The organism is Comamonas sp. FUJ_7 (assembly GCF_057369555.1).
This window is the reverse complement of record NZ_JBXXZI010000001.1, coordinates 530,452-554,481: the sequence shown is the minus strand read 5'-3', so window position 1 is coordinate 554,481 and position 24,030 is coordinate 530,452. Positions and strand designations below refer to the sequence as shown.

Sequence of the window (24,030 nt, the reverse complement as noted above, 5' to 3'; positions counted from 1 at the left end):
TTGCTGGCCTTCCCGCACTTTGGTCGCGCCAGTTGCAAGCATCATGGGTAATTTTTAGTCATCATTCAGGCCAACTTTGTTGGCCTTTTTTATCTCAGACCGTGATTTTTCAGCGGACAGAGCATGAACGAAAATTTAGACCTTTTTTCCGCTGAACCCCAGGATCAGAAAGCGCCAGCTGCTATCAAAACCGGGGTGCCTGAAAGTGTGTGCAGCAAGGCTTTGGCCTTGCGCGCTCAGCTCAACCAGTGGGCGCATGAATACTATGTGCTCGATGCCCCGTCAGTGCCCGATGGGGAATACGACCGCGTCTATCAGCAGCTCGAAGCGCTGGAAGGGGCCTATCCCCCGCTGATCACGCCGGACTCCCCCACGCAGCGCGTGATTGGCGCCGTGCTGGATGGCTTGACGCCGGTGCGCCATGCTGTGCCCATGCTCAGCATTCAGACAGAAACCGACAACGAGGCCACGGGCGCCATGGCATTTGATGCTCGCGTGCGCAAGGAGCTGGGGCTGGATGAGTCCGCTGCCGCCATCGAATATGTGGCCGAGCCCAAGTTCGACGGTCTGGCAATGAATCTGCGCTACGAAAATGGCCAACTGGTACAGGCCACCACGCGCGGTGATGGTGAGGTGGGCGAGGATGTCACGCACAACATCCGCACCATCCGCCAGATTCCGCTGTCTCTGCCGGCCGACCGCAATGTGCCGCCGGTGGTGGAGGTGCGTGGCGAAGTGCATATGGCCAAGGCTGATCTGGACAAGCTCAATGCGCGTCAGTTGGCTGCCGGTGGCAAGGCCTTTGCCAATCCTCGCAATGCGGCAGCGGGCTCGGTGCGCCAGCTGGACTCGAGCATTGCAGCGCAGCGACCGCTGTCTTTCTTCGCCTACGGCCTGGGCGAGATCACACCGCCAGAGCAGGGTGGCCCGGACTTCGGCACCCACTACGCCATGCTGCAGACGCTGAAGTCCTGGGGTTTTCCGGTCGCACCGCAGGTCTGCATTGCGACAGGTGCTTCTGAATTGGTAGCGTTTCACGAGCGCATTGGTGCGGCTCGTGCCGAGCTTCCCTATGAAATCGACGGTGTGGTCTACAAGGTCAACAGCCTGGCCCTGCAGCGCCAGCTGGGCTTCAAGTCGCGCGAGCCGCGCTGGGCCGTGGCCCACAAATACCCAGCGCAGGAGATGCCCACGCTGATGGAAGCCATTGATGTGCAGGTCGGCCGTACCGGCAAGCTCACGCCCGTGGCGCGCCTGGCCCCGGTGCAGGTGGGCGGTGTGGTGGTGACGAACGCCACGCTGTCCAATCTGTTCGACATCCGCAAGAAAGGCGTGCGCGTGGGTGATCAGGTCATCGTGCGCCGTGCCGGTGATGTGATTCCAGAGGTTGTCGGCAAGGTTCCCGGAGAGAGGGCTTCTTATGTACCCAATTTCCGCATGCCCAAGACCTGCCCCATCTGTGGCAGCGAGGTGGTGCGTGAGAAGGGCGAAGCCAATCACCGCTGTACGGGCGGGCTGTTCTGCGCGGCTCAGCGCAAAGAGGCGATCTTGCACTTTGCACATCGCCGGGCCATGGACATCGAAGGCCTGGGCGGCAAGCTGGTTGACCAATTGGTCGATGGGCAGGTGGTGCGCGTGCTGCCTGATCTCTACAGACTGGGCCTGACGGCGCTGTCTGCGCTGGACCGCATGGCCGAAAAATCGGCCAACAACGTGCTGGCTGCGCTGGAAAAATCAAAGAGCACCACGCTGCAACGCTTTTTGTTTGGCCTGGGGATTCGCAATGTGGGGGAATCTACGGCCAAGGATCTGGCCAAACACTTCGGCAAGCTGGACGCCATCATGGATGCCAGTGTCGAAGAGCTGCTGCAGGTCAAGGATGTAGGCCCGGTGGTGGCTGACAGCATTCATACCTTCTTTGCCCAGCCTCACAACCGTGAGGTGGTGGAGCAGCTGCGTGCCTGTGGCGTGCACTGGGAAGAGGGCGAGCCCGCTGAAAAGGCACCGCAGATTCTGGCGGGGCTGACCGTGGTGCTGACCGGTACGCTGCCTACCCTGGGGCGCGATGCGGCCAAGGACATGCTCGAAGCTGCTGGAGCCAAGGTCTCTGGCTCGGTCAGTAAAAAGACCAGCTACGTTGTGGCCGGTGCCGAGGCGGGCAGCAAGCTGGTCAAGGCTGAAGAGCTGGGCGTGACGGTGCTGGACGAGGCCGGCATGCTGGCGCTGCTGCGTGGCGAGAGCCCTGCCGCCTAGGCGCATGCAGCCAGGAGCGAAGAGGCGAGAAGCGAATTCATTCGAGCGAAGCAGGAGAACACGGCATGAATAAATTGCGGCGCAAACCGGTAGTGGGCCTGGCTCTGGGTAGCGGTTCGGCACGCGGCTGGGCGCATTTCGGCGTGCTGAATGCGCTGCGTGAAGCGGGCGTCAGCCCGGACATCATTTGCGGCACCTCCATTGGTTCACTGGTGGGGGCAACCTATGCGGCCGGTGAGATGGATCGCTTTGAGGAATGGGTGCTGGGCCTGGGCAAACGCAAGGTCTTCGGCTTCATGGATCTGAACTTCAGCGGCGGTCTGCTCAAGGGCGAGAAAATCATCGATTTCTGGCGCGAGAACTTTGTGCATGAAAGCATGGAAGAGCTTGGAGCGCCGTTTGGCTGCGTGGCCACCGATTTGCAAACCGGGGCGGAAGTCTGGCTGCGCAAAGGATCGATTGCCGAAGCTGTACGTGCCTCCATCGCTTTACCGGGACTGTTCACGCCCGTCATGCATGAGGGGCGGCTGCTGGTCGATGGTGGTCTGGTCAATCCCGTCCCCGTATCCCTGGCAAGAGCCATGGGAGCCGACATTGTGATTGCCGTGGACCTGAACGCGGACATCATGCGCAAGCACATGAGACCGGTGAATTTGAATGAAAACGAGCTCAGGGCGGATGCAGGTGACTCCAGCTTGGCTCGGCAGCACGAGCACGATGAGGATAAGCCGCCCATGCCGCTGGGCCAGATCTCAGAGGCATTGACTTCGGATGCATCGGCCGCCGGCTGGACGGACGCCTGGAAGCGCAGCATGACCAGCGTGAAAACCTTGTCCTCCTCTGTCATGCGCATGGGCCGCAAGGACGAAGAAGAGGCTGAGAGCGAAGCCCCTGCCCCGGTGCCTTCTCTGGTCAATGTGGTCATGGCCAGTGTCAACATCATGCAGATGCGCATCACCCGCAGCCGCATGGCGGGAGACCCCGCCGAGATACTGATTGCGCCGCGCCTGTCGCATATCGGGCTGATGGACTTTCAGCGAGGGCGGGAGTCCATCGACGAGGGCTATGCAGCGACCCAGCTGGCGCTGCAATCGTTTAAGGACTGGGGGCTTTAAGGCTCCACTGTCTGCGCTGGTGCCGCTTCAACACTTAGGGCGGCTCTCAGCCCGCGCTTAGCTGCGGATGTAGATCCAGCCTTGATGCTGCATGCGTGCAATCGCTTCCACCGCCCCCATGGGCAGCACCTGAATATGGGCCGGGGCAGTGATGCCGTTGTTCTTGAGCGTATTGGGGCACAGCAGCACGCGCTCCAGTGCGGGGCCCATGTCCTCGGGCTGATCCAGCACCGCTTGCACGGCCTGCGCATTGGCCACAATCCACACCTGCAGATCGGGCTGAGCGGCCATCAGGTTCTTGAAATTGCCGCGTGCGCGTGCCAGCGCCTGCGCGCTGGGGGCGTGCAGCACCACGTTGGAGGCGGGGGGCAGGGCAGGTAAAAGAGTGTTCCAGTCGGCTTGGCTCATGGTCATTCCAAATAGTTTGCTCTCGCAATGATAGCTTTTACGCTTTGTTTGATTGGGCTTGAAGGCAGTTTGAACCTTTAAAAGCAAGCGGGCATGAACAGAGCGGCTGACGTATCAATACGCAACAAATCCTCATCGCTGTGCGCCGGGCCTTGCCATCGGGCCGGAAGGCTGCATATGCAAGGCAGACGCCTTGTCTGATTTCTTGCCACCTTGAAGGGAGCTGCCGCCATGTGGAAGCTGGGACGTTTGCTGACTGTTTTTCGCAAAGAGCTGATGCTGGCCTGGGCCGTGCTGCGCGACCCGCGCTCACCCAAGGCGGCCAAGCTGTTCACCGTGCTGGCAGCGCTTTATGTGGTCAGCCCCATCGATTTTGTGCCTGACACCATTCCCGTTCTGGGCTGGCTGGACGACGGCATGATCGGCTTCTTGCTGCTGCAACTGGCCTTCAAGTTCTTGCCCGCTGATTTACGGGCCTCGCTGCGCAAGCGTGTGGAGGCCAAGGTCGCCTGAGCGCCTCAAAAGCATAGCGGCCAGCGATGATGCATCAAGCGCTGGCCGCTTTTTTCTGCGCTCAGTTCAAAGCGCTTCAAATACCCAGAAACTGGAAAGGCTTGGCAGGCTTGAAATCCTGGGTGGCATTGCCAGAGAAGGTGTGGCTCTGATCTGTGCCCAGATCCAGCTTCATCACCTTGCCGGTCTGAGCGCCGAAGTCCAGTGATTTGAGATCCACCCAGAAAGTATTGGGCGTCAGCGCTGACTCGAAGAAATACAGCTGGCGCTGGTGGTCGAACACCGTGCGCCAACGGGTGGACGAGATATTGGGCTGACCCGGCGTGCTGATGCCGTAGGGCACAGAGACATTGCGGATCACGCTAAACACGCTGGCCAGCGCTTTGTTGGGGTTGGGCTCCTTGGGAATGGCATTCACATAGAACGAAGCCCGCGCAAAGCGGTCGGCGGCCCGATTGGTGCCGGGCAGCATGGTCGTGCCGCCGATCTGCTGCCAGTAGCTGTTGAGTGCCAGTTGCTGGTCAAACGTGGGTGAATTGGTCATCACCTGATACTCGCGGCCATGGTGAATCACCTGTTGGCCGGCGATGTATTCGACGATGGCGCTGTCACCGCTGGCATCGGACATGGACAGGTGCAGTGTGGTCAGGCGATTCTCACCGGGCACATTGTCCGAGACGATGGTGAAAGGCTCTTTCTCCAGCGCGGCCACGGCCTCTTTCACGGTGGCAAAGTTGTCCAGCACATACTGCGCCCAGGCCGCAATCGTCAGCCCCGGCTTGCTCTTGTCGTCAAAGTGCGGATATTGCGACTCCACCAGCCACAGCAGGTTGGCGTTCAGCCCAGCCTCGTTGACGCCGTCCGTGGTCGAGATGTCATAGCCCGAAGTGATGACGCTGCCGTACTTGGACTTCCAGCGCAGCGTGTTGGGCCCCGTCTGCCCGCTGCGCTCCATGCCACGGGGCATCACCCAGAGGTTGCTCACGATATCGCTCTTCCAGTCCATGGAGCGGGCCGTCATGACCTGCCCATCGGCACCGTGAAACACCAGCCGGGTGCAAGCCCAGGCACTGGTGGTGGCGGCAATGCCGGAGGCGGCCAGCAGCAGGGCGGCCAGTTGGGGGCGAATACGCGGCAGGCTTGTTCTCATCAAACGGGTCTCCATAGCAATCATTGGGAAAGCACACGGGTGCTTTGACCATGACCTGCGCACTCTCCATTGCAAGCTTGGAACCCGGGGCTGCTTTTCAGCACCAGATACTAACGGCGGATTGTGAGAGCTTGGTAAATTTCATAGCTGAAAGCGCAGGAGTGCTCTTGGTTAGAGGCTGGTTGGGCTTGAGCTCTATGAGTTAAACAATGGCCAAGTTTGGGCTGTGCACGCGATGTCAGCGGCGTGCTTGATTCATGGGCTGAGATCCGGCCTTTGTCGGTTGCTATCAGTCAATTTCAATATTGATAGCTGCTTGCGCTTTCTGTGATTGGGTTAGAGGCTGATTTGGCTTAAAAATACAAGTGACTTGCGATGACTGGGGTGATGTCAGCGACATGCTTGATTGATGGACAGAGGGCGAGTCTCGGCCCGCCTTGCCGACTTACTTTCTTGCTTGTGCAAGAAAGTAATCAAAGAACACAGCCCCTGCTGCCCACGTCCCCTTCGCTATGCTGCGGGGCGACCTGCGCCGTCAAGCGCTTGGGGCTGTGCGTCAAATCTCACTTCGAGCTGCGCTCTCCGTTCAAACACGTTGCCGTAAAAGTGATGCCTATGCAGTTGCACTCTACGGTGCAACTGCCAGCCCCAAGCACTTGCCGTCGCAGGCGTGGGCACAAGGGGCAATACCGGATGCGGGATAGCTTCTTTGTGTTTTTGATAGCTGCAACCGTAATCAGTGATTAGGCTAGAACCCAATTTCGTCATCAATCACCCAGGCCGCCCGTTCCCGCATTCCCCGTGTGGCCGCGCCAGCGGCAAGCTGTTCGGGCATCCGACGCGCCGCATGCGAGCGCGCATGGGCTGAGATAGCAGCCTCGCTCAAATGAGGACTTCTCAGAGCTAAGTGCAATCGCTCTACCCAAGTCTCATGTCCCGCCGAATGCGCATGGGCCTAATAATTCATTTAAGCTGAAGCCGCTTCGCGGTTCGGCTTAATCTTGGAGTTAGTCAAAACTTGGGCTACCAAGTTAGTGGCTCTAGCAGCTCCGGGGGCTCTTTTCCTGAGTGGCGTCGCTTTGTTTTAGCAAAAATAACAGGTTTATCAGTTTCAGCTCAAAAATTTGCAGGCCCTAGACCTTACCCATCAGGTAAAAAAAAGCTCTTGGGATCAGCGCATTTTTGTGGTTGCAGCCTAATCTGGTGCCCAAGCCGCCCCGCCTTCTGCGGTCAGCTTGGCTTGTTCATTGAGTATCACAGGAGACAGATGTTGTTATGTCATATTCACGTCGTGGTTGCGGTGGCCCTATCACTTGCCTGTGCCGCTTGTTCAACAAAAACACCGACCACGGAGCGCTTAGGCAACTCAACAGGCCTCGGCACTAGTAAGGCTAATGCCATTGAGGTTTGTGGGCCTGCCGGAGAAAGGGCGTACCTTTCTCGCCTACTTTGCACGGATGGCTCCGCGCCTCAATCCAAGCGAATCGGTAGCTTCGGTGGCCGCAACAAGTTTCCCGAGAATCTGAGCGCTGGGCAGCAAACGGTACTCGTAGAGCGGATCATGCGTGGCTCACCTTTACAGCCCGGCGAACAGGACTATCACGTCATTGACGGCTACGAACTAATGTGCGGAACAACCAAGCATTTGATCTATCTCGACATGTATCACTGTCACCAAGCTGAGCCGAATCAAGCACCGCTCGGTTTCACAATCCGACCCTCTGCACTAACACCTCGATGACGCCCAACCTTTCCATCGAGCGGACGTTAAGCCGCTTTAATTTCTAGTACGTTTTAGGTGTCTGCTTTGGCTCATTCACGACCCTTCACCCCAAACAAAAGCCCACTGCTTCCGCGATGGGCTTTTTTCATTTTCATCACCCGTATCAAGCAGGTGGATTTCTTAAACCGCCATCAAACTTTCTTGACGCGAACCGGCAACCCTTGCCTAACAACAGCCCCCGACACCCAATCAATCCAAACATTGTCCTTGGCAGGCCGCGTAGGGTCCGCAAACCCCAGCGCATTCAAATTGACGCCATTCCCATGCTGTGGATTGGCATGTGTCGCCTTGCCATCCACCACATGCGCCACCGCGCCCAGTTGTTTGTGCCCATAGCCATGCTCGATGGCGACGGCACCTGGGGCAATGCCGGCACGCACCAGGGCCACGCCTTGCAGTTGGCCGCCGGGGGTGCTGAGTTCGATATGGTCGCCGTTGGCAATGCCCAGCTTTTCGGCATCGCCCCTGTTGATGCTCACGGGGTTGTGCGGGTGCACCTGGCGCAGGCGTGAGGCAGCAATCGATATGCTGCTCATCAGATTGGATTTGTAGCTGGTCATGCTCAAAGGCCAGTCCTGCTCGGTAAACACTTGGCGCATGTCCGAGCCGTCGGCCAGGCGGGTGGGGTACCAGGTGGGGCAGCCGCTGTAGCGCTCGCCGGTCATGGAGTGGCGCATTTTGGAGAGACCTTCGTTCCAGAAGGTGACGGGGAACTTGGCCTGCAGCTTGAGCTGATCGCCTTTCCAGGCGTCTTCCTGGCGGTCAAAGCGACCGCCACGGCTCATGACCATGGCGACGCGGCGCACTTCTTCGGGTTTGACACATCTTTCGACCGAGGGCATCCACTTTTGGAGGCCTGTGATTTCGATATCGTCATCGCTGGCTTCGGGCACGGGCTTGCCGGCCTGGTAGGCGATGTTGCACATGCCGCGCAGGTAGAAGTCTTCGGCGTTTTCCAGATCGAGCGGCTCGCCGTCTTTGGTGCTCATGGCGTTCTTGCCAAAACCGGGCAGGCCCAGTTGCTTGGCCACAGCAAAGATAAAGGTCTCGAAGCAGATGGGCTGGCCGTCTGCTGTCTTGTCGGTCGCCGCTTCCACGGTGGGCCAGCGCACGGTGCTGCTCTTGGCTACCACGTCGGCCCAGGGCGCGCCAATGCCCCAGCTTTCATAGGTGACGGTGTCGGGAACGATGTAGTCGGCCAGAGCCGAGGTCTCGTTGATGAACGGATCGACCGAGACAAACAGCGGCAACTTTTTCACATCTTTCACCGCATCAGCCAGAGCGTTCTCGAAGCCGCACATGGCGTAGATGGGATTGCTCATGTGGTTGATCCAGGCTTTGACCGGGTAAGGGTAGCCCAGCATGCCGGCGGCCAGCATTTCGCTGCTGAGGCCACCGGGCGCAGGGTACCAGGGCGCCTTGGCGGGGTAGGGGTTCTGGCCCGCTTCTTTCTTGCGCTTGAACTCGCTGGTCTTTTCGTAGGGGAACTTGGTGCGCGACAGGGCCACGCCGCGGGGCTTCACAGCGCCTTCAAACTGCGCAAAGTTGTAGCGCGGGCCGGGGCCGAAGGGGCCAAACGGGCCTGCGTCCATCACCCAGCCGCCGCGCACGTTCAAGTTGCCGATCAGGTTGTTGAGCATGGCAATGGCGTAGGCGGTGTAAAAACCCGAGCCATTCATGGTGCCGCCGTGCGAGTTGGCCACGGCCTGCTTGCCATGGCTGGTGAATTCGCGCGCCAGGTCTTCGATTTCCTTGACGGGCACATCGCACAGGGCGGCGTATTCCTCCAGTGTTTTTTTGTGGGCTTCGGTGCGCAGTTTGATAAAGGCGGTGCAAACGGAGATGGGCGTAGGTGCTTCAGTCGCATCCGCAGCTTTGAGGGGCGTGAACTCGCGCTCCACGATCAGCTCGGCTGCTTGCGCCACGGTGTGGGCGGCCAGCGAACCGTCGGCCAGTTGCACCACGTACACATCTTCGGCGGGTGTCTTTTCATCAACCGGCTCGGGCATGGGTAGGCCAATGTCCGCACCGCGCAGGAACTGGCCAAAGCGAGGGTGCTTGGGGTCGCTCACGAGCAAGTGAGTGGCGTTGCTCCACGATGCCTCACCCACGGCGGCCATGGCGGCGGGGCCGGGCTGTGTCAGGAACTGCTTGTCGTAGCGCTCGTTGTCGATGATCCAGCGGATCAGACCCATGGCCAGCGCCAGGTCGCTGCCGGGTTTGACGGGCAGCCAGCGGTTGTTGTCGCCCGCAGCATGGCTGGACGAGGTGGGCAGCATGGGCGATACCACCACGTATTTGTAGGTGTTCTCGCCCCGTGAGCGGGCCTCGGCCAGCTCACGGCCCACGCGCTGGAAGGGGTTGCCCGATTGAGCGGGCGAGGTGCCGATGAACAGGCCAAAGCGCGAGTTCTTCCAGTCCGGCTTGCCGTGGGGCATGCCTGCGATATCGCCCAGCGCTGCGCCTGTACCCACGCGGTATGTCTGACCGCAGTAAGAACCGTGGTTGGACACGTTGATGGTGCCAAACGACTGCTTGGCAAAACGGTTGACCAGAGGGGTGCGGCCTTCGTTGGCGGCCTCGGTCAGCAGCAGCTGGTTGGACTTGGGTCCGTATTCGGGATTGGCTTCGTCAATCAGCGTCTTCACGTCGCGGATGGCGCGCAAGCCGTCCACATGGCCTTCGCCAAACAGATCGCCGCCTTCGCAAATCTCTTTGACCAGCTCTTCGAGTGTGATGGTCTTCCACTGGCCGGAGCCACGGGGGCCCACGCGCTTCAAGGGCTTGAGAACTCGGTGCGGGGCTTTTTGGTGCTCAAGCATGGCCGAGCCGCGCGCGCAACTGGTGGCGCGGCCTTCCAGACCGTTGTCTCCCCCCAGCATGGCGTAGACCTCGCGCACCGGTGTTTCCATGGGCGCGGGGTTGGTGGTGGCCAGCGGGTGGTAGGGGTTGCCGGCGACGCGGATGATCTGGTTGTGGTCGGTATCGACGCGCACACGCACGCCGCACTGCGTCCAGCAACCGAGGCAGCTGGAGGGGCTGACGACCTGGCCGACTTGCGTGGTCAGCTTGCCGGTCACAGGGTCGATGCGAAATTCTGGCGTGAGCGAGTTGCCGCGTGTGGCGCTCTTGGTGGTCTTGCCCGAGGTGCCGCTGATCAGGCCTTTGGCACCCTTGGCCACGGTTTCGCCATAGCCTGCGGCAAAGGCGGCCAGGCCACCGGCCACGGCACCGCCGCGCAGCAGCATGCGGCGACGCGCAATATTGGCCTCTTCAGGGGAGAGTTCGGGAGCGTTTTTCTTGTCTGTCATGGTCTTGCCCTTTGTGAGGGAAGTGCAAGCGCTGGCAGTTTCTATACTTTTGATAGCTGCTAGCGCTTGATGGTATTGCGATAGAGACTGATTTCTTTAATTCCTGATCAGGCAGCAATGGCAGGCTTGCGGGCCGGGAACAGCTCCAGCGCCCAGGTCGCCATGGCCACCAGAGCCACGCACAGACCGGCCACGCCGACCATGCCCATCAGGCCATCGCCGCCTAGCGGCATGTTGTAGAGGTACAGGCCTGCGCCAAACTTGGGCACGCCTTGCACGCCCATGAACAGCGCCCAGCGGAAGGCCCAGGCCGAGGCCGCCAGACCTGCGCCCAGCACCAGGGTGTAGCCCTTGGCTGCCAGGCGGTGCTCGCCACGCAGCAAGGCAATCACCACTGCAGCACCAAAGATGGCCGAGCCGACCATGGAGGCACGCCACACGGGGAAGTCCTTGAACAAGCGCACAGCCATATCGAAGGACGGGCTCTGGCCCGCAATACCGGCAACGCCCCAGGTCAGTGCACTGGCCACCAGGCCGGTTGCCAGCCACAGGCCCAGATTGCGCAGGCCATGCAGCGCTTCGGCATCAGGCTGCAAGGCCTTGGGCAAGAAGCGGTACAGCACAAAACCCATACCCACGGTAGCCAGCCAGCCGCTGAGCGCGAGATTGATGGGCACCCACAGCGTGTTCCACAGCGGACGCGAGCGCACCACCATGACTTCAGCGCCGGTATAGACCACGATCGAAAGCGTGGACAGAACCAGCAGTGGCACCAGCGCCCGCATCAGCTTGTGCTTTCCCAGCCACCACAGCGCGCACATCAGCACGCACAGGCCCACAAAAGCAGGCATGAGTACTGCACCCATGCTCATCCACGACCAGGGGGTGAGGTGGGCGTAAAAGTGCCAGAAGCGGGCGGGTTGGTGCAGGTCGGCCAGCAGGGCCACAGGCGCGGCAATCGCGCTCATGGCCAGCACCAGCACGGCCGTGGGCAGCAGGCGCTGGCGCAAGCCGTTGGCAGGGCCAAAGACGCAGGCAGAAGTGAGCAGCGCCGCGCCGGTGGCAACACCGACGAGGAAGAAATACTGCACGGCCCAGGGAAGCCATGCGGCTTCATAGGCGGGGGTCAGGAGTTCAATGATTTGCATGAGGTGACTCCTTTACAGATGCTCTGCCACCAGGCGCACCGTGGCCTGGCCGTCAACGCCATCGACGAACTCATCGGGCAGGCCGATGTAGAACACATGGGGCTTGGTCTTCATGCCGGGCTTGAGAACCTTGATCTCGTCTTTGTGGGCATTGATGCGCTGGTTGATCTCGCTGTGTGCATCGTTCAGGTCGCCAATCACGCGGGCTCCTCCCACGCAGCTTTCCACACAGGCGGGCAGCAGGCCGGCTTCCAGGCGGTGTTCGCAGAAGGTGCACTTGTCGGCCGTCTGCGTCTCGTGGTTGATGAAGCGGGCGTCGTAAGGGCAGGCCTGCACGCAGTAGCCGCAGCCCACGCAGCGCTCGTTATCGACCAGCACAATGCCGTCGGTACGCTGGAAGGTGGCCTGCACTGGGCACACGGGCACGCAGGGAGGCTCGTCGCAGTGATTGCACAAGCGCGGCAGGCTGACCATGGCGGGCATGGAGTTATCGGGCTTGTCCACCTCGTACTGCAGCACGGTGGTGCGGAACTGGCCAATAGGGGGCTGATTTTCGACCGAGCAGCTCACCGTGCAAGCCTGGCAGCCAATGCACTTGCGCATATCGACCAGCATGCCAAAGCGCTTGCCTTCCATGCCTGGGCGGCGCTCGGGCTGGAAGCTGGGGTCACCGGGCAGAGCGGCTCGGGCCGTGCTGGCCAAGCCGAAGCTGGCAGCGACAGCAATCAAGTCCTGCAAAAAACCGCGCTTGCTTGACGCGACAGCGGCTTGACGGAATGGAGTGGCGGTTTCGGGGGAGGCCTGGCCTTTGCAGGCGCAGCCATTGCCGCTGCTTGAGCAAGTTGGGGATTCTTGGGATTGAAGTGGCATAGCCCTTCCTTTCATCGTCGCATGGGCATCGAATCATCGATGCTTTATGCATAAAAGAGCATTTAATAAATGTCTTTTATGTTGATATGACTATATGAATAAAAGGTCTAGCGCAACTTGATTTGGGACAAGTAAGCAGTTTTATGACAGGTTGCATCTATAGAACCTGTATGTCTGCCGCTTTACTCTCTAAGCATGCAATCAAAAGATTAATGGCTTATTAACCATTGGATACACGGCAAGGTGCAATGCGTATAGGGGTGAATTAAGAGGATCAACTGGGTTGGGGAAAGATTTTGCGTGCAGTTGCCATCATGAGTCGTGACTCGGAATGCTTGATTGGCTCAACCCAGCCCATGCGTTGTGCGGAAACGGCGGGTTTGAGTCGCTGTCTGACATCCGAGCACTGCAGCAGCAGCACTTGCAGCTGGTGCTTTTCGGTAAGATGTTTGCATGCTGCAGTTTTTATGAGCGGCCAGCCTAGATGCAGGTTGCTTCGCAGCTGTTTCTTGCACTACCTTGTGTAGGCAATACCCAAGAGCAGTCAAACTGAAAGGATCGATATGCCACGCTCTGTTTCCGACGCTGTTTCCCACGCCCAAGACGATCTGGAAAAACTGGTCAGCGATCTGCGCGGCCTCCTGTCTGCCCGTGAATTGGACAAAGTTCCTGAAATCAGCGCCTTGCGCCAGCGTCTTGACGATGGGATGGCCCATGTGCGCGAATCCGCCGTGCGTGCAGCGCAAGATGCGGCCCGTCAGGCGCGTGATGCGGCAGACGTTGCCGATCGTTATGCCCATGACGAGCCATGGCGTGTTGCCGGCGCTGCCCTGGCTGTGGGCGCGTTGCTAGGCTTCATGCTGGGCCGTCGTTAAGCATTTGCTGAGCGACAAAAGGACAAGTGCCTGTGAACTGGATTTCACTTTTAGGTCTTGACTCCCTGCTGGAGAGCTGGCGCGCCAACCTGAACGAGGCGGCGATTGCCGCTGAAGATCGGGTAGATCTGGCACAGCTGGAATGGCATCAGCACAAACGAAGCATGCAGGCGCTGTTGGTGCTGGCAGTCGTGCTGGGAGCACTGACGGTGGTGGTGCTGATCATTGTCTCGATGGCTGTCCTGGTGCAGTTCTGGGACAGTGAACACCGCAAACTGGTGGCCTGGCTGCTAGCCGCAGCTTGGGCACTGGTCTGGGGACTGGGACTTTGGCGCCTGCTCTGTGCTGTCAAGCAGCTCTCCAACCCGTTTCGCCTGACACGCCGCGAGCTCCAATCTGACTGGCAAGCTTTGAGAAAGAAGATCTAGCATGAACAGCATATCTCCTGACCTGAGTTCTGCCGAGGCCGAGCCTCTCATGCCTTTGGGTATGGATGAGCTGCTGTGGAGCTCCGCCACCGCTGAGCAAAAGTTGGTGCTGGCGCGTATTGCCAAGCAACGCGCGCGTATCAAGGCACGGACCGCAGCCAAGGCCCAAGCTCTGGCTCTGCGCAAGACGACGGCATCGCAGGTGGATGCAGATGCTCCCTTGCCTGAGCGGCTGATGGCCTTTGTGCGCCTTCACCCTGTGGCAACTGCAGCAGCAGGTGGCTTGCTGATGGTCTTGGGGCCGCGCAAGCTCATTCGCTGGGGTAGTGCTGCCCTACCATGGATCTTGAAGCTGCAGCAACGTACGCGAAGCTGACCCGCAACATACAAAAAAAGCCCGTCAAGCTGTTGCTGACGGGCTTTGTTTTGTGCCGGCCCCGGATTCGAAGCAAGGCTTCTGATGGAGCCGCTCTTAATGCATATGAGCGATGGCCTGGGCTGCTTCGGTGACCAATTGCGGGCCGCGATAGATCAGGCCGCTGTAGATCTGCACCACGTCCGCACCTGCACGAATCTTGCTGACCGCATCTGCACCGTTCATGATGCCGCCCACACCAATGATGGGGTAGCGGCTGCCCAATGCCGAGCGCAACTGGCGAATGATTTGGTTGCTGGCTTCCAGCACGGGCGCGCCGGACAGTCCGCCAGTTTCTTCGGCGTGCTGCAGGCCCTTGACGGCTTCGCGGCTGATGGTGGTGTTGGTGGCGATCACGCCATCCATGCCATGGCGCTGCAGCGTGGCCGCGATGACGCCCACTTGTTCTTCATCCAGATCGGGGGCGATCTTCACAAACACGGGCGTACGCTTGCCGTGTTCAGTCGCCAGTTGTTCGCGGCGATTGGCGATAGCGCCCAGCAATGCATCCAGCGCCTCATCGCTTTGCAGCGCGCGCAGGTTCTTGGTGTTGGGCGAGCTGATGTTCACCGTCACATAGTCGGCGTGGGGATAGACGCCATCGAGCGCCTTGATGTAATCGTTGGTGGCCTCTTCAATGGGGGTGGTGGCGTTCTTGCCGATGTTCAGGCCCAGCAGCATGGGCTCACCCTTGGCGCGCACTTGCGAGCGACGCACATTGGCGAGGAAAGCGTCTAGGCCTTCGTTGTTGAAGCCCAGACGATTGATCAACGCATTCTTTTCGGGGATACGAAACATGCGGGGCTTGGGGTTGCCAGGCTGGGGGCGGGGCGTCACGGTGCCCACTTCCACAAAGCCAAAGCCCATGGCTGCCAGCGCGTCGATGCAACGCGCGTTCTTGTCCAGGCCTGCGGCCATGCCTACGCGGTTCGGAAACTTCAGGCCGGCGAGCTCAACGGGGTCGTTGACCAATGGTTGAGCCCAGGCTTTTTGCAGCAAGGTGTTCTGGCCCTTTGCCATGAGATTCATGGTGAAGTCGTGGGCGGCTTCGGGGTCCATACCGAAAAGAAGTGGACGCGTCAGGGAGTAAGGAATAAGAGACATGGAGATAATCGCAGGATTCTCTGGATTTTCCCTCATGACGACAACTGCTGCACCTCTTACTCAAGATGAACTGAAAACTTTGGTCGGACAAGCTGCCCTGAAATATGTGGTAGCTGGTGAAATTGTGGGCGTGGGAACAGGCTCCACGGTCAACAAGTTCATCGACGCATTGGCCACCATCAAGGACCAGATTCTTGGCGCAGTCTCCAGCTCCGTGGCCAGCACCGAGCGCCTGAAGGCCCTGGGTATCACCGTGTTTGACGCCAATGAAGTCAAGCGTCTGGCCGTGTATATCGACGGCGCAGACGAGATCGACGGCCAAGGCTATATGGTCAAGGGCGGCGGCGCGGCGCTGACGCGCGAGAAGATTGTGGCGGCTTTGGCCGACCGCTTTGTCTGTATTGCCGATGAATCCAAGCGCGTGGATGTGCTGGGCAACTTCCCGCTGCCCGTGGAAGTGATTCCCATGGCGGCTGCGCAGATTGCACGCCGCTTTGAAGCCATGGGCGAAGGCGTGACCGCTCAGATCCGCCTGAAAGATGGCGCACCGCTGGTGACCGATAACGGTCAGCATATTCTGGATGTGCGCGGCCTGAAGATTGCCGACCCGCTGGCCTTTGAATCCGAAGTCAACCAGTGGCCCGGTGTGGTGACGGTGGGCGTGTTTGCTCATCAAAAGGCTGCTGTGTGCTTGCTGGGTACGGCGCAAGGTGTGAAGACGCTGGCCTACTGAGCTTGCGCCTCTTGAACAAAAAAGCCAGCTGCGCAATGCAGCTGGCTTTTTTGTTATGTATTTAATGGCTGCTTACTCTTGATGGGTAAGCGCTAGAGGCCTTTTTGGCTAAAAAATGGTGTCCAGATCAAGCTGCTCAAACAACGTGGCCAGCACGGTCCATGCCAGCATCAACGAAAAGCACCAGAGTATCAGGCGCTGGTTGAATAGGTTGGGCTGCTTGCGCCAGTAGTTGATCATTTCGGCACCAGCCCATAGCAGGCCGTAGCCGGCAAAGAATACGCCGACGACCAGCTCGAAGACCAAGCGATTTAAGCCATTACGCAGTCCGCCATCTGAGACAAACCACATGGTTATCAGCACCGGTATGACCAGCAGGGCTGCGGATTTATGCAGTTCGCAAAGCTTGGTCATAGGAGGGTGTCAGGTTTTAAAAGCGCAGGCCGGCCGGATTGTCGGCAGTGCGTGTGCCAGGTTGCGGTGCTACAGGTGCTTGCGGGGCTGCGGGGCGTTGGACGGCTGGGGCCGGGGATGCACTGGCAGGAGCCGGAGCTGGCGTGGTCAGTGGGCGTGCGGCTGCGGCCTGATAGCCGCGCGGCAGCTTGGATTGCGTCGGATAGCCTGCGGCGTTGAGGTACTGGCTCCAGTTGTCGGCGGCAAAGCCTTTCAGGTGCTGATTGCCAATGGTGGCAAAAGGCAGGCCTTCCTGGCCGCTGAGCTTCTTGAGCGCGCTGACATCGGCGGAAGTTTCGATGGTGCGCTCGCCAAACGGAATGCCCCGCCCACGCAGATATTCGCGCGCCTCGTCGCAGGGTTCGCAGTCCTTGCCGCTGTACAGCGTGACTGGGTAGCGCTCGGCCACCTGGCGCAGCGCATAAGGCAGTGCGCTGCCAGTGGTGGCGGCATTGGCGGGAAGGGGGGGGGCGCTGGGCTGTGCCTGTGCTGCATTTGGCGCGCGGTCCGAAAACGTCACGCGGCCATCGGGGCCGACGATGCGATAGACGCCCTGAGCCTGCGCGGCAGATGCCATCAGGCTGATACAGGCTATGACAAAAGCGGTGGACAGAACAGGGCGTGAATGACTGCGTGGCATATGCGAAGAAGGTATGACAAACAAGAGTGGAGCCTGAGCATAACGGCATCTGCGGCCTATCGGCTTGGGATTTGCCTGTGCGTTTGATCTGGCACGCCCATAAAAACGCCCTGCAGCGCAGGGCGTGTGTCTGGCTTGGACGGTGAAACGCGCGATCAGGCGACTTCGGCCATGCCCTGATGGCGCAGCAGCGCATCAATCTGCGGCTCGCGTCCACGGAAGGCCTTGAAGGATTCCATGGCAGGGCGGGCGCCACCGGCTTCCAGAATCGACTCGCGGTATTTGCGACCGGTTTCGGGGTTGGGCGAGCCATCGGCCAGCGCGGTTTCTTCAAACGCGGCGTAGGCGTCGGCGCTCAGCACCTCGGCCCACTTGTAGCTGTAGTAGCCAGCGGCATAGCCGCCTGCAAAGATATGGCTGAAGGTGTGGGCCATGCGGTTGTAAGCGGGTGACGGCAGCACGGCGACCTCTGTGCGCACCTTGTTCAGCAGCGCCATGAAGTCATCGGCGGGGTTGTGCTCGGTGTGCAGCAGCATGTCAAACAGTGCGAACTCGATCTGGCGCAGAGTCTGCATGCCGGACTGGAAGTTCTTAGCCGCAATCATCTTGTCGTAAAGCGCGCGGGGCAGGGCTTCGCCCGTGTCCACATGGGCGGTCATGTGCTTGAGTACATCCCATTCCCAGCAGAAGTTTTCCATGAACTGGCTGGGCAGCTCAACGGCATCCCACTCCACGCCGGAGATGCCAGAGACATCGCGCTCGTTGACCTGGGTGAGCATGTGATGCAAGCCGTGACCAGTTTCGTGGAACAGGGTGATCACATCGTCATGGGTGAGCAAGGCGGGCTTGCCATCGACGCCTGAGGCAAAGTTGCAGACCAGATGAGCCACGGGCGTTTGCAGCTGGTGCGTATCGGGGCGCAGCCAGCGCGTACGTACATCGTCCATCCAGGCGCCGCCGCGCTTGCCCTTGCGGGCCTGCGGGTCCAGATAGAACTGGCCGACCAGTTGCGGCCCTTGGGCGGTGGCGCGCTCGATGCGATAGAACTCCACGCAGGAATTCCACACTGGTGCTTCGTCTCGGCGAATGGAGACTTCAAACAGGGTTTCGACAATCTTGAACAGGCCGGCCAGCACCTTGGGCGCGGGGAAGTATTGCTTGAGTTCCTGCTCGCTGAAGGAATAACGGGCTTCCTTGAGCTTTTCGCCGATAAAGGCCCAGTCCCAAGGCTTAGGGTCTGTAATGCCCAGCTCGGCCTTGGCAAAGGCGCGCAGATCGGCCACGTCCTTTTCGGCGTAAGGCTTGGCGCGCTGACCCAGATCGCGCAGAAAGTCTATGACTTGCTGGGGCGAGTCGGCCATCTTGGTTACCACCGAGACTTCGCCGAAATTCTTGTAGCCCAGCAGCTGAGACTCTTCCTGGCGCAGGGCCAGGATTTCCTTCATCACTGCCGTGTTGTCAAACTTGGCAGCATCGCCTTCGGCTTGGTCGGAGGCGCGGGTGACGTAGGCGTGATAGATCTTCTCGCGCAGTGCGCTGCTCTTGGCAAACTGCATCACGGGCAGATAGCTGGGCATTTTCAGCGTGAGCTTGTAGCCCTCTTTGCCATCGGCTTCGGCAGCGGCCTTGGCGGCGGCAATCACGTCGGCAGGGACACCTTCGAGCTCTTCTGCGCTGGCGTAGTAGGCAAAGGCATCGGTTGCGTCCAGAGCGTTTTCGCTGAACTTCTGCGCCAGTTCGGCAGAGCGCGCTTGAATCTGCGCAAAACGCTCCTTGGCCGCGCCTTGCAGCTCGGCACCCGAAAGTACAAAACCGCGCATGGCGTGGTCCCAGGCGGCGCGCTGCTCATTGTTCAGACTGGCGGGGTCAATGGCCTTGTACTTGGCGTACAGCCGCTCGTCGGCACCCAAGTTGGTCCAGAACTCGGTAACCTTGGGCAGTGCTTCGTTGTATGCGGCACGCAGCTCGGGCGTGTCGGCCACGCTGTTGAGGTGATTGATGGCCGACCAGGCCGTGCCCAGCTTTTCAGTGGCCACATCCAGCACGGCGGAGATGGCTTCCCATTGCGCGGGGAAGTCAGATGCCACCACGGTCTCCAGCGCCTCGCTGGCGCGTGACAGCAAAGTGTCGATGGCGGGCGCCACATCCGCAGGCTGAATGCGATCAAACAAGGGCAGGGAGGAGGATTCGAGAAGTGGATTGCTCATGCTGTATTAGGTGCCGGCAAGGTCTAGAAAATCAAGCGCTGCGATCGCAATGTTTTGCTATGGCAGTGATAGCGTCAGTCTGTGGTCAGCAGCGCACTGAGCTGGTTTTAGGCCAGAGACAGCAAGCAAGAGCCGCCTCGCAGCAAAGCTGTCGTCCCCCTCCGCGAAGCAGAGAGGGGGAAGCCGCGCAGCGGCTCAGGGGGTGTCAGGGCGCTGCGCGCTCCGCAGATTCCATGGTGTTGACCAGCAGCATGGTAATCGTCATGGGGCCGACACCACCGGGCACAGGGGTGATGTAGCCCGCCACTTCCTTGACGCCTGCATAGTCCACGTCACCGCAGAGCTTGCCTTCGGCGTTGCGGTTCATGCCCACGTCGATGACCACGGCGCCAGGCTTGACCATGTCGGCGGTCAGCACATTGACCTTGCCCACGGCGGCGACGATGACGTCGGCTTGGCGGGTCATGGCGGCCAGGTCGGCCGTGCCGCTGTGCGTGACGGTGACGGTGGCGTTGGCAGCCAGCAGCATCATGGCCATGGGCTTGCCCACGATGTTGGAGCGGCCGATGACCACGGCGTGCTTGCCGCGCAGGTCCTTCATGCCAATGGATTCCAGCATCTTCATGCAGCCGTAGGGTGTGCAGGCCTTGAAGCCCACTTCGCCCACCATCAGTGCGCCGGCACTGGCCACGTGGAAGCCGTCCACATCCTTGGCGGGCGAGATGGTTTCGATGACCTTGTGGTCGTCAATGTGCTTGGGCAGGGGCAACTGCACCAGAATGCCGTGGATGCTGGGGTCGTTGTTCAGCGCTTCAACGCGGGCTAGCAGCTCGGCTTCAGTCATGGAGGCGTCGTACTTTTCCAGCACCGAATGGAAGCCAACGTCCTCGCAGGCCTTGACCTTGTTGCGTACATAGACTTGAGAGGCCTGGTTGTCGCCCACCAGAATCACGGCCAGGCCGGGTGTGACGCCCTTGGCCTTGAGGGCAGTCGCGCGCACGGCGACTTCCTTGCGCAGTTGTTCGGAGAGGGCTTTGCCGTCGATGATTTGGGCTGTCATTGCTGGTTTACCAATAAAAATGCTGCTAGCCCTTGATACACAAGCACTAGCAGCTATCAAAATAGGAGTTTACTGAGGCGCTGGCCTCAATAGTGCTCCTTTAATTATCTCGCGATTGGGGCAAGCTCAAGTTTCGTGCAAGCCGTTAGTTGAGGGCAGCCGCAGCTTTGGCTGCTGCGCTGGTCTGGCCTTGGCCCAGGGCAATCTTGAGCAGATCGGCCACGGTATTGGCATTGAGCTTTTCCATGATGTTGGCGCGGTGGGCTTCCACAGTCTTGATTGAGATGCCCAGATCGTCAGCGATCTGCTTGTTCAGGCGACCGGCGACGATGCGCTCGAGCACCTGGGCTTCACGGCCGGTGAGCTTGGCCAGGAGAGCGTCACGGCTGGCAGCTTGCTGGTGACCGGTGAAAGCCTCGCGAGCGTGATCCAGCATGCGCTCGACCAGACCCAGCAGTTCTTCCTCATTGAAAGGCTTCTGGATGAAGTCCAGCGCACCTTTTTTCATGGTGTTCACTGCCATGGGCACGTCGCCGTGGCCGGTGATGAACACGATAGGCAGAGGTGACTTTCGCTCGATCAGGCGGTCTTGCAGTTCCAGACCTGTCATGCCGCCCATGCGGATGTCGACGATCAAGCAGGCCACTTCGCGGGGGTCGTAACGTGACAGAAAGGTCTCAGCGGAGTCAAAGCAGCGGACGCGATAGTCCTTGCCTTCCAGCAGCCATTGCAGGGAATCGCGAACTGCTTCGTCGTCATCAACTACGTAAACAGTGCCTTTTTTGGGAATCAAACTCATGCAATCGTCCTCTTTATGGGTTCGCTTGTCGTGGTGAGTGTTGTTGTCTCCACACCCGTTGCCAACGGCAGCCAGAACGAGAACCGGCAGCCAATGACCTCGGTTCCATTGTAGAGGTTCTCGGCGCGCATTCGACCTTGGTGAGACTCAACAATGGATCTGCAAAGGTTCAGGCCAATGCCCATGCCTTCACTTTTGGTGGAAAAAAAGGCTTCAAACAGGTGCTCCAGCACTTCTGGCGGCAGGCCCTTGCCCGTGTCTTCCACCGTGAATTCCACGCCCTGCAGGCCTTCAAACATTTGAGGGCGCACGCGTAATTCCACATTTCGCTGGCCCAGCGGACGACCCGATATGTCAATGGACTCCGCACTATTTTTCATCAAATTGATGAGGACCTGCTCGATGAGAATGGCATCAGCCATTATCGGGGGCATGCGTTCGGCAATATGTGAGCTCAGCTGGACATTGCGCCTGCGCAGCTCGATGCCGGCCAGCTCAAGCGCTTCGCTAACCATCTCATCGACCTGCGCCAGCATGCGATTGGGCTCGCTCTTTTTCACAAAGGAGCGAATGCGCTGAATGATCTGTCCTGCGCGCTGGGCCTGATGGGCCGTTTTTTCCAGTGCAAACTTCATCTGCTCCGGTGTGAGCGTGCCGTTCTCCAGACGAGTCAGCATGCCGGAGCTGTAGTTGCTGATGGCGGTCAGAGGCTGGTTGAGTTCGTGGGCAACGCTGGAGGCCATTTCCCCCATCGTGATGAGGCGGCTGGCGGTCTGGGCTTTTTCGGCCTGGGCAGCAGCCTGCTCTTCGGCCAGGCGGCGCTGAGTGATGTCGGTGGCAATCACCATCTGAGCCAGGCGTCCGTCCACCCAGCTCAGATAGCGGGAGCGTACTTCCAGCCATTTGCCCAAGCTGGGGACAAAGATTTCGGCATTTTCGCTACGCGACTCGGTGATGGAGCCAGTCGGCAGCCCCATCAGGCCATCTTCATCCTCAGCCTCTGGTTGGCGACGCAGCGGCAGTTTTCCAGCCTGAGCCACCAGTTGCAGATGTCCTTCGGTATGCGAGCCAAACCACTGACGATAGAGCTTGTTGGCAAACAGCAGCTCTGCACTGCCCAAAGGTGCTACGGAAACAGAAGCATCCAGCGCTTCCAGCACAATGGTAAATCGCTCATAGGATGCAGAAAGCTGCTCGCGGATACGATTGGGCTCTGTGATGTCGGTCATCGACGACATCCAGCCGGTGTGCTGGCCGTGTGCATCAATCAGCGGCGATACATACAGGCGCGCGTCGAACAAGCTGCCGTTTTTGCGCTTCACCCGTACCTGGAAGCCGCCGACGATGGTTTTGCCCGACAACTCCTCGCGCAGTTGTGAGTGCAGATTGTCGTAATCGTTGTCCGGCCAGTAAGAGTAGGGTGGTAGTTGACCTACCAGCTCTTTTTCACTCCAGCCTGTCATCTGGCAGAAGGCGGCATTTACATAGGTAATGCGGCCATTCAAGTCCAGGGCACGCATGCCGGTCAGCACGGAGTTCTCCATTGCGCGACGGAAGTTGGTCTCGGCCACCAGAGCTTCTTGGGCACGCTGGCGACGCCGAGTGTGACGCCAGGTGGCCAGCAGCAACCAAGACGTCATGGCTGACAGAGTGCCCACCAGCCAGAACAGGCCGCTACCCACCACACCCAGCGAAGTGCGATAGGCCTGAGCGCGCATGACAAGTGCCGTCCCGACGGGGGAGACAGGCACTTCGTATTCGTTGGCAATGGCGCGCCAGTGCAGCAGGTCGCTCGGTGTTTTGCGAGGTGTCAGTGGGGACCCTGCCAGCACTTGACCGTTGGTGTCACGCATGGTGATGGCGTAGCGGGCCATGACTTCAGTGGGCGTTCCATAGCGCAGCAGGCTATCTACTGAAAACTCGGCCAGTAGCTCGCCCAGGTAACGGTTGTTGTTGCTGATGGGGACGTGCAATTGCAGCAAGGGAGGCAACTCATCGGGCTGAGTCGTTTCCTGCACGTAGATGGGTTGCAGCATCTCTCGGGCTTGCTCGTAGGCCTGCAAGGTCGGGCCCCGGTGCAGGCCTTCTCCAACGACGCGTAACTGGTCGGTGGCTACGGTAGGTGCAGCCTGGGTGTAGACCACTTGGCGCTTGTCGTTGACCCAGGAAACAGATTGCAACTCTGGGTACTGGTTGATCAGAGATTCCGTTCGAGCCTCGAAATCTGCCTTGCGTACTTCGCGGTTACCCAGGTCGCGTGCCATGCGCATGAGTTGCTCTTGACGCTCCAGCAGGCGCAGACGCACGCGTTGCTGCGCATATTCCACGTCGCGGCGCAGTGCTTCTTGCTCACGATCCACTTCTTCCGTGCGCAAATACCAGAACGAGGCAATGATTGCAGCCATGAACATCAGCACTGCCGCCAGGGGCGCCAGGGCCGCATAACGGTCCTGCCTGGTGGGAGAGAGGCTGCGCCACCAACTGCGCCACCAGCGCACAGGAGATGCAACAGATTGCACGCTTTTTGTGACCTCTTGTCCCAGTTCTTGATTGCTTGTTTGCATACCGAGAGTGTAGGGGAGAGACCCAGTGGAATCTGCGACTATTTCTGTCGCTTGGAAGACAGTTTTCAGAGTCCTCTCTGTATGTGCATTTGCAACATTTTTTTATATAGTGAAATCACAAAGCATAATTTGAAATTCAAAAAAAATGTGCGAAACTTGCCAACGATCGACACAGTGAATCGGTTTAATCCGGGGAGCACC

The 24,030-nt window shown here is 59.5% G+C and carries 19 protein-coding genes; 7 read left to right on the top strand and 12 right to left on the bottom strand.

The genetic code is table 11. From position 1 onward, the window contains the following. Window positions 1-123: 123 nt before the first annotated feature. Both ligA and AC2I9W_RS02480 read left to right on the top strand, forming a co-directional pair. Window positions 124-2,253: an NAD-dependent DNA ligase LigA gene (gene ligA, locus AC2I9W_RS02485; protein ID WP_486408464.1), complete on the top strand. Its 2,130-nt coding sequence runs from the start codon at window positions 124-126 to the stop codon at window positions 2,251-2,253. A 65-nt stretch (window positions 2,254-2,318) separates the two neighbouring features. After that, window positions 2,319-3,368: a patatin family protein gene (locus tag AC2I9W_RS02480; protein WP_486408463.1), complete on the top strand. Its 1,050-nt coding sequence runs from the start codon at window positions 2,319-2,321 to the stop codon at window positions 3,366-3,368. 57 nt (window positions 3,369-3,425) lie between these two features. Here AC2I9W_RS02480 and AC2I9W_RS02475 read toward each other — a convergent pair whose 3' ends face one another. Then, the gene (locus tag AC2I9W_RS02475) at window positions 3,426-3,776 is read right to left on the bottom strand and encodes a DsrE family protein (RefSeq protein ID WP_486408462.1); all 351 of its coding nucleotides are present in this window, start codon (window positions 3,774-3,776) and stop codon (window positions 3,426-3,428) included. Between the two features lie 231 nt (window positions 3,777-4,007). On the opposite strand from AC2I9W_RS02475, the gene AC2I9W_RS02470 reads away from it, so the two are divergent. Beyond that, the gene (locus AC2I9W_RS02470) at window positions 4,008-4,289 is read left to right on the top strand and encodes a YkvA family protein (protein WP_486408461.1); all 282 of its coding nucleotides are present in this window, start codon (window positions 4,008-4,010) and stop codon (window positions 4,287-4,289) included. Between the two features lie 76 nt (window positions 4,290-4,365). Here the strand turns inward: AC2I9W_RS02470 and AC2I9W_RS02465 are convergent, their stop codons facing one another. From AC2I9W_RS02465 to dsrO, 4 genes are all read right to left on the bottom strand, one after another. Then, complete coding sequence (locus AC2I9W_RS02465; RefSeq protein ID WP_486408460.1) at window positions 4,366-5,439, bottom strand: linear amide C-N hydrolase; 1,074 nt, start codon at window positions 5,437-5,439, stop codon at window positions 4,366-4,368. Window positions 5,440-7,353: 1,914 nt separating this feature from the next. After that, window positions 7,354-10,533 carry a molybdopterin dinucleotide binding domain-containing protein gene (locus AC2I9W_RS02460; RefSeq protein ID WP_486408459.1) on the bottom strand — a complete coding sequence of 1,060 codons (3,180 nt, stop codon included), beginning with the start codon at window positions 10,531-10,533 and terminating at the stop codon, window positions 7,354-7,356. A gap of 107 nt (window positions 10,534-10,640) precedes the next feature. After that, complete coding sequence (nrfD, locus tag AC2I9W_RS02455; protein WP_486408458.1) at window positions 10,641-11,681, bottom strand: NrfD/PsrC family molybdoenzyme membrane anchor subunit; 1,041 nt, start codon at window positions 11,679-11,681, stop codon at window positions 10,641-10,643. A gap of 12 nt (window positions 11,682-11,693) precedes the next feature. Then, window positions 11,694-12,551: a sulfate reduction electron transfer complex DsrMKJOP subunit DsrO gene (dsrO, locus tag AC2I9W_RS02450; RefSeq protein WP_486408457.1), complete on the bottom strand. Its 858-nt coding sequence runs from the start codon at window positions 12,549-12,551 to the stop codon at window positions 11,694-11,696. 563 nt (window positions 12,552-13,114) lie between these two features. Between dsrO and AC2I9W_RS02445 the strand changes: the two genes are divergently transcribed. Genes AC2I9W_RS02445 through AC2I9W_RS02435 form a run of 3 tightly spaced genes read left to right on the top strand, consistent with a single transcriptional unit; the run spans window position 13,115 to window position 14,230 of the window. After that, complete coding sequence (locus tag AC2I9W_RS02445) at window positions 13,115-13,426, top strand: glycine zipper domain-containing protein (protein WP_486408456.1); 312 nt, start codon at window positions 13,115-13,117, stop codon at window positions 13,424-13,426. A gap of 26 nt (window positions 13,427-13,452) precedes the next feature. Then, window positions 13,453-13,854 (top strand): phage holin family protein, encoded by a 402-nt coding sequence (locus AC2I9W_RS02440; RefSeq protein WP_486408455.1) that lies wholly within the window; start codon window positions 13,453-13,455, stop codon window positions 13,852-13,854. 1 nt (window position 13,855) lies between these two features. Continuing rightward, the gene (locus tag AC2I9W_RS02435) at window positions 13,856-14,230 is read left to right on the top strand and encodes a hypothetical protein (protein WP_486408454.1); all 375 of its coding nucleotides are present in this window, start codon (window positions 13,856-13,858) and stop codon (window positions 14,228-14,230) included. A gap of 96 nt (window positions 14,231-14,326) precedes the next feature. On the opposite strand, the gene AC2I9W_RS02430 is transcribed toward AC2I9W_RS02435, so the two are convergent. Next, a complete protein-coding gene (locus tag AC2I9W_RS02430; protein WP_486408453.1) occupies window positions 14,327-15,373 on the bottom strand; it encodes a quinone-dependent dihydroorotate dehydrogenase in 1,047 nt (348 codons plus the stop codon). Between the two features lie 34 nt (window positions 15,374-15,407). Here AC2I9W_RS02430 and rpiA point away from each other — a divergent pair, with 34 nt between their 5' ends. Further along, complete coding sequence (gene rpiA, locus AC2I9W_RS02425) at window positions 15,408-16,106, top strand: ribose-5-phosphate isomerase RpiA (protein ID WP_486408452.1); 699 nt, start codon at window positions 15,408-15,410, stop codon at window positions 16,104-16,106. 108 nt (window positions 16,107-16,214) lie between these two features. On the opposite strand, the gene AC2I9W_RS02420 is transcribed toward rpiA, so the two are convergent. The 6 genes from AC2I9W_RS02420 to AC2I9W_RS02395 all read right to left on the bottom strand — a co-directional run bounded on the left by AC2I9W_RS02420 (window position 16,215) and on the right by AC2I9W_RS02395 (window position 23,829). Continuing rightward, complete coding sequence (locus AC2I9W_RS02420) at window positions 16,215-16,520, bottom strand: hypothetical protein (protein WP_486408451.1); 306 nt, start codon at window positions 16,518-16,520, stop codon at window positions 16,215-16,217. Window positions 16,521-16,536: 16 nt separating this feature from the next. Then, window positions 16,537-17,136, bottom strand: coding sequence for a glutaredoxin domain-containing protein (locus AC2I9W_RS02415; RefSeq protein ID WP_486408450.1), 600 nt, complete (start codon window positions 17,134-17,136; stop codon window positions 16,537-16,539). 218 nt (window positions 17,137-17,354) lie between these two features. Further along, on the bottom strand, window positions 17,355-19,406 hold the full coding sequence (locus tag AC2I9W_RS02410; RefSeq protein WP_486408449.1) for a M3 family metallopeptidase: 2,052 nt from the start codon (window positions 19,404-19,406) through the stop codon (window positions 17,355-17,357). 205 nt (window positions 19,407-19,611) lie between these two features. Further along, window positions 19,612-20,466, bottom strand: a complete 855-nt coding sequence (folD, locus tag AC2I9W_RS02405; RefSeq protein ID WP_486408448.1) for a bifunctional methylenetetrahydrofolate dehydrogenase/methenyltetrahydrofolate cyclohydrolase FolD — start codon at window positions 20,464-20,466, stop codon at window positions 19,612-19,614. A 145-nt stretch (window positions 20,467-20,611) separates the two neighbouring features. Then, window positions 20,612-21,265 carry a response regulator transcription factor gene (locus AC2I9W_RS02400; protein WP_486408447.1) on the bottom strand — a complete coding sequence of 218 codons (654 nt, stop codon included), beginning with the start codon at window positions 21,263-21,265 and terminating at the stop codon, window positions 20,612-20,614. Continuing rightward, window positions 21,262-23,829, bottom strand: a complete 2,568-nt coding sequence (locus tag AC2I9W_RS02395; protein ID WP_486408446.1) for a PAS domain-containing sensor histidine kinase — start codon at window positions 23,827-23,829, stop codon at window positions 21,262-21,264. The genes AC2I9W_RS02400 and AC2I9W_RS02395 overlap by 4 nt, the downstream gene beginning before the upstream one ends. Window positions 23,830-24,030 lie beyond the last annotated feature (201 nt).

Coding starts and splice junctions, on each gene's coding strand:
- AC2I9W_RS02470 (WP_486408461.1), top strand. CDS start 4,008: ATGTGGAAGCTGGGACGTTTGCTGACTGTTTTTCGCAAAGAGCTGATG.
- AC2I9W_RS02430 (WP_486408453.1), bottom strand. CDS start 15,373: ATGTCTCTTATTCCTTACTCCCTGACGCGTCCACTTCTTTTCGGTATG.
- nrfD (WP_486408458.1), bottom strand. CDS start 11,681: ATGCAAATCATTGAACTCCTGACCCCCGCCTATGAAGCCGCATGGCTT.
- AC2I9W_RS02445 (WP_486408456.1), top strand. CDS start 13,115: ATGCCACGCTCTGTTTCCGACGCTGTTTCCCACGCCCAAGACGATCTG.
- AC2I9W_RS02400 (WP_486408447.1), bottom strand. CDS start 21,265: ATGAGTTTGATTCCCAAAAAAGGCACTGTTTACGTAGTTGATGACGAC.
- AC2I9W_RS02475 (WP_486408462.1), bottom strand. CDS start 3,776: ATGAGCCAAGCCGACTGGAACACTCTTTTACCTGCCCTGCCCCCCGCC.
- ligA (WP_486408464.1), top strand. CDS start 124: ATGAACGAAAATTTAGACCTTTTTTCCGCTGAACCCCAGGATCAGAAA.
- AC2I9W_RS02410 (WP_486408449.1), bottom strand. CDS start 19,406: ATGAGCAATCCACTTCTCGAATCCTCCTCCCTGCCCTTGTTTGATCGC.
- dsrO (WP_486408457.1), bottom strand. CDS start 12,551: ATGCCACTTCAATCCCAAGAATCCCCAACTTGCTCAAGCAGCGGCAAT.
- AC2I9W_RS02480 (WP_486408463.1), top strand. CDS start 2,319: ATGAATAAATTGCGGCGCAAACCGGTAGTGGGCCTGGCTCTGGGTAGC.
- folD (WP_486408448.1), bottom strand. CDS start 20,466: ATGACAGCCCAAATCATCGACGGCAAAGCCCTCTCCGAACAACTGCGC.
- AC2I9W_RS02465 (WP_486408460.1), bottom strand. CDS start 5,439: ATGAGAACAAGCCTGCCGCGTATTCGCCCCCAACTGGCCGCCCTGCTG.
- rpiA (WP_486408452.1), top strand. CDS start 15,408: ATGACGACAACTGCTGCACCTCTTACTCAAGATGAACTGAAAACTTTG.
- AC2I9W_RS02420 (WP_486408451.1), bottom strand. CDS start 16,520: ATGACCAAGCTTTGCGAACTGCATAAATCCGCAGCCCTGCTGGTCATA.
- AC2I9W_RS02415 (WP_486408450.1), bottom strand. CDS start 17,136: ATGGCATCTGCCGCGCAGGCTCAGGGCGTCTATCGCATCGTCGGCCCC.
- AC2I9W_RS02395 (WP_486408446.1), bottom strand. CDS start 23,829: ATGCAAACAAGCAATCAAGAACTGGGACAAGAGGTCACAAAAAGCGTG.
- AC2I9W_RS02460 (WP_486408459.1), bottom strand. CDS start 10,533: ATGACAGACAAGAAAAACGCTCCCGAACTCTCCCCTGAAGAGGCCAAT.
- AC2I9W_RS02435 (WP_486408454.1), top strand. CDS start 13,856: ATGAACAGCATATCTCCTGACCTGAGTTCTGCCGAGGCCGAGCCTCTC.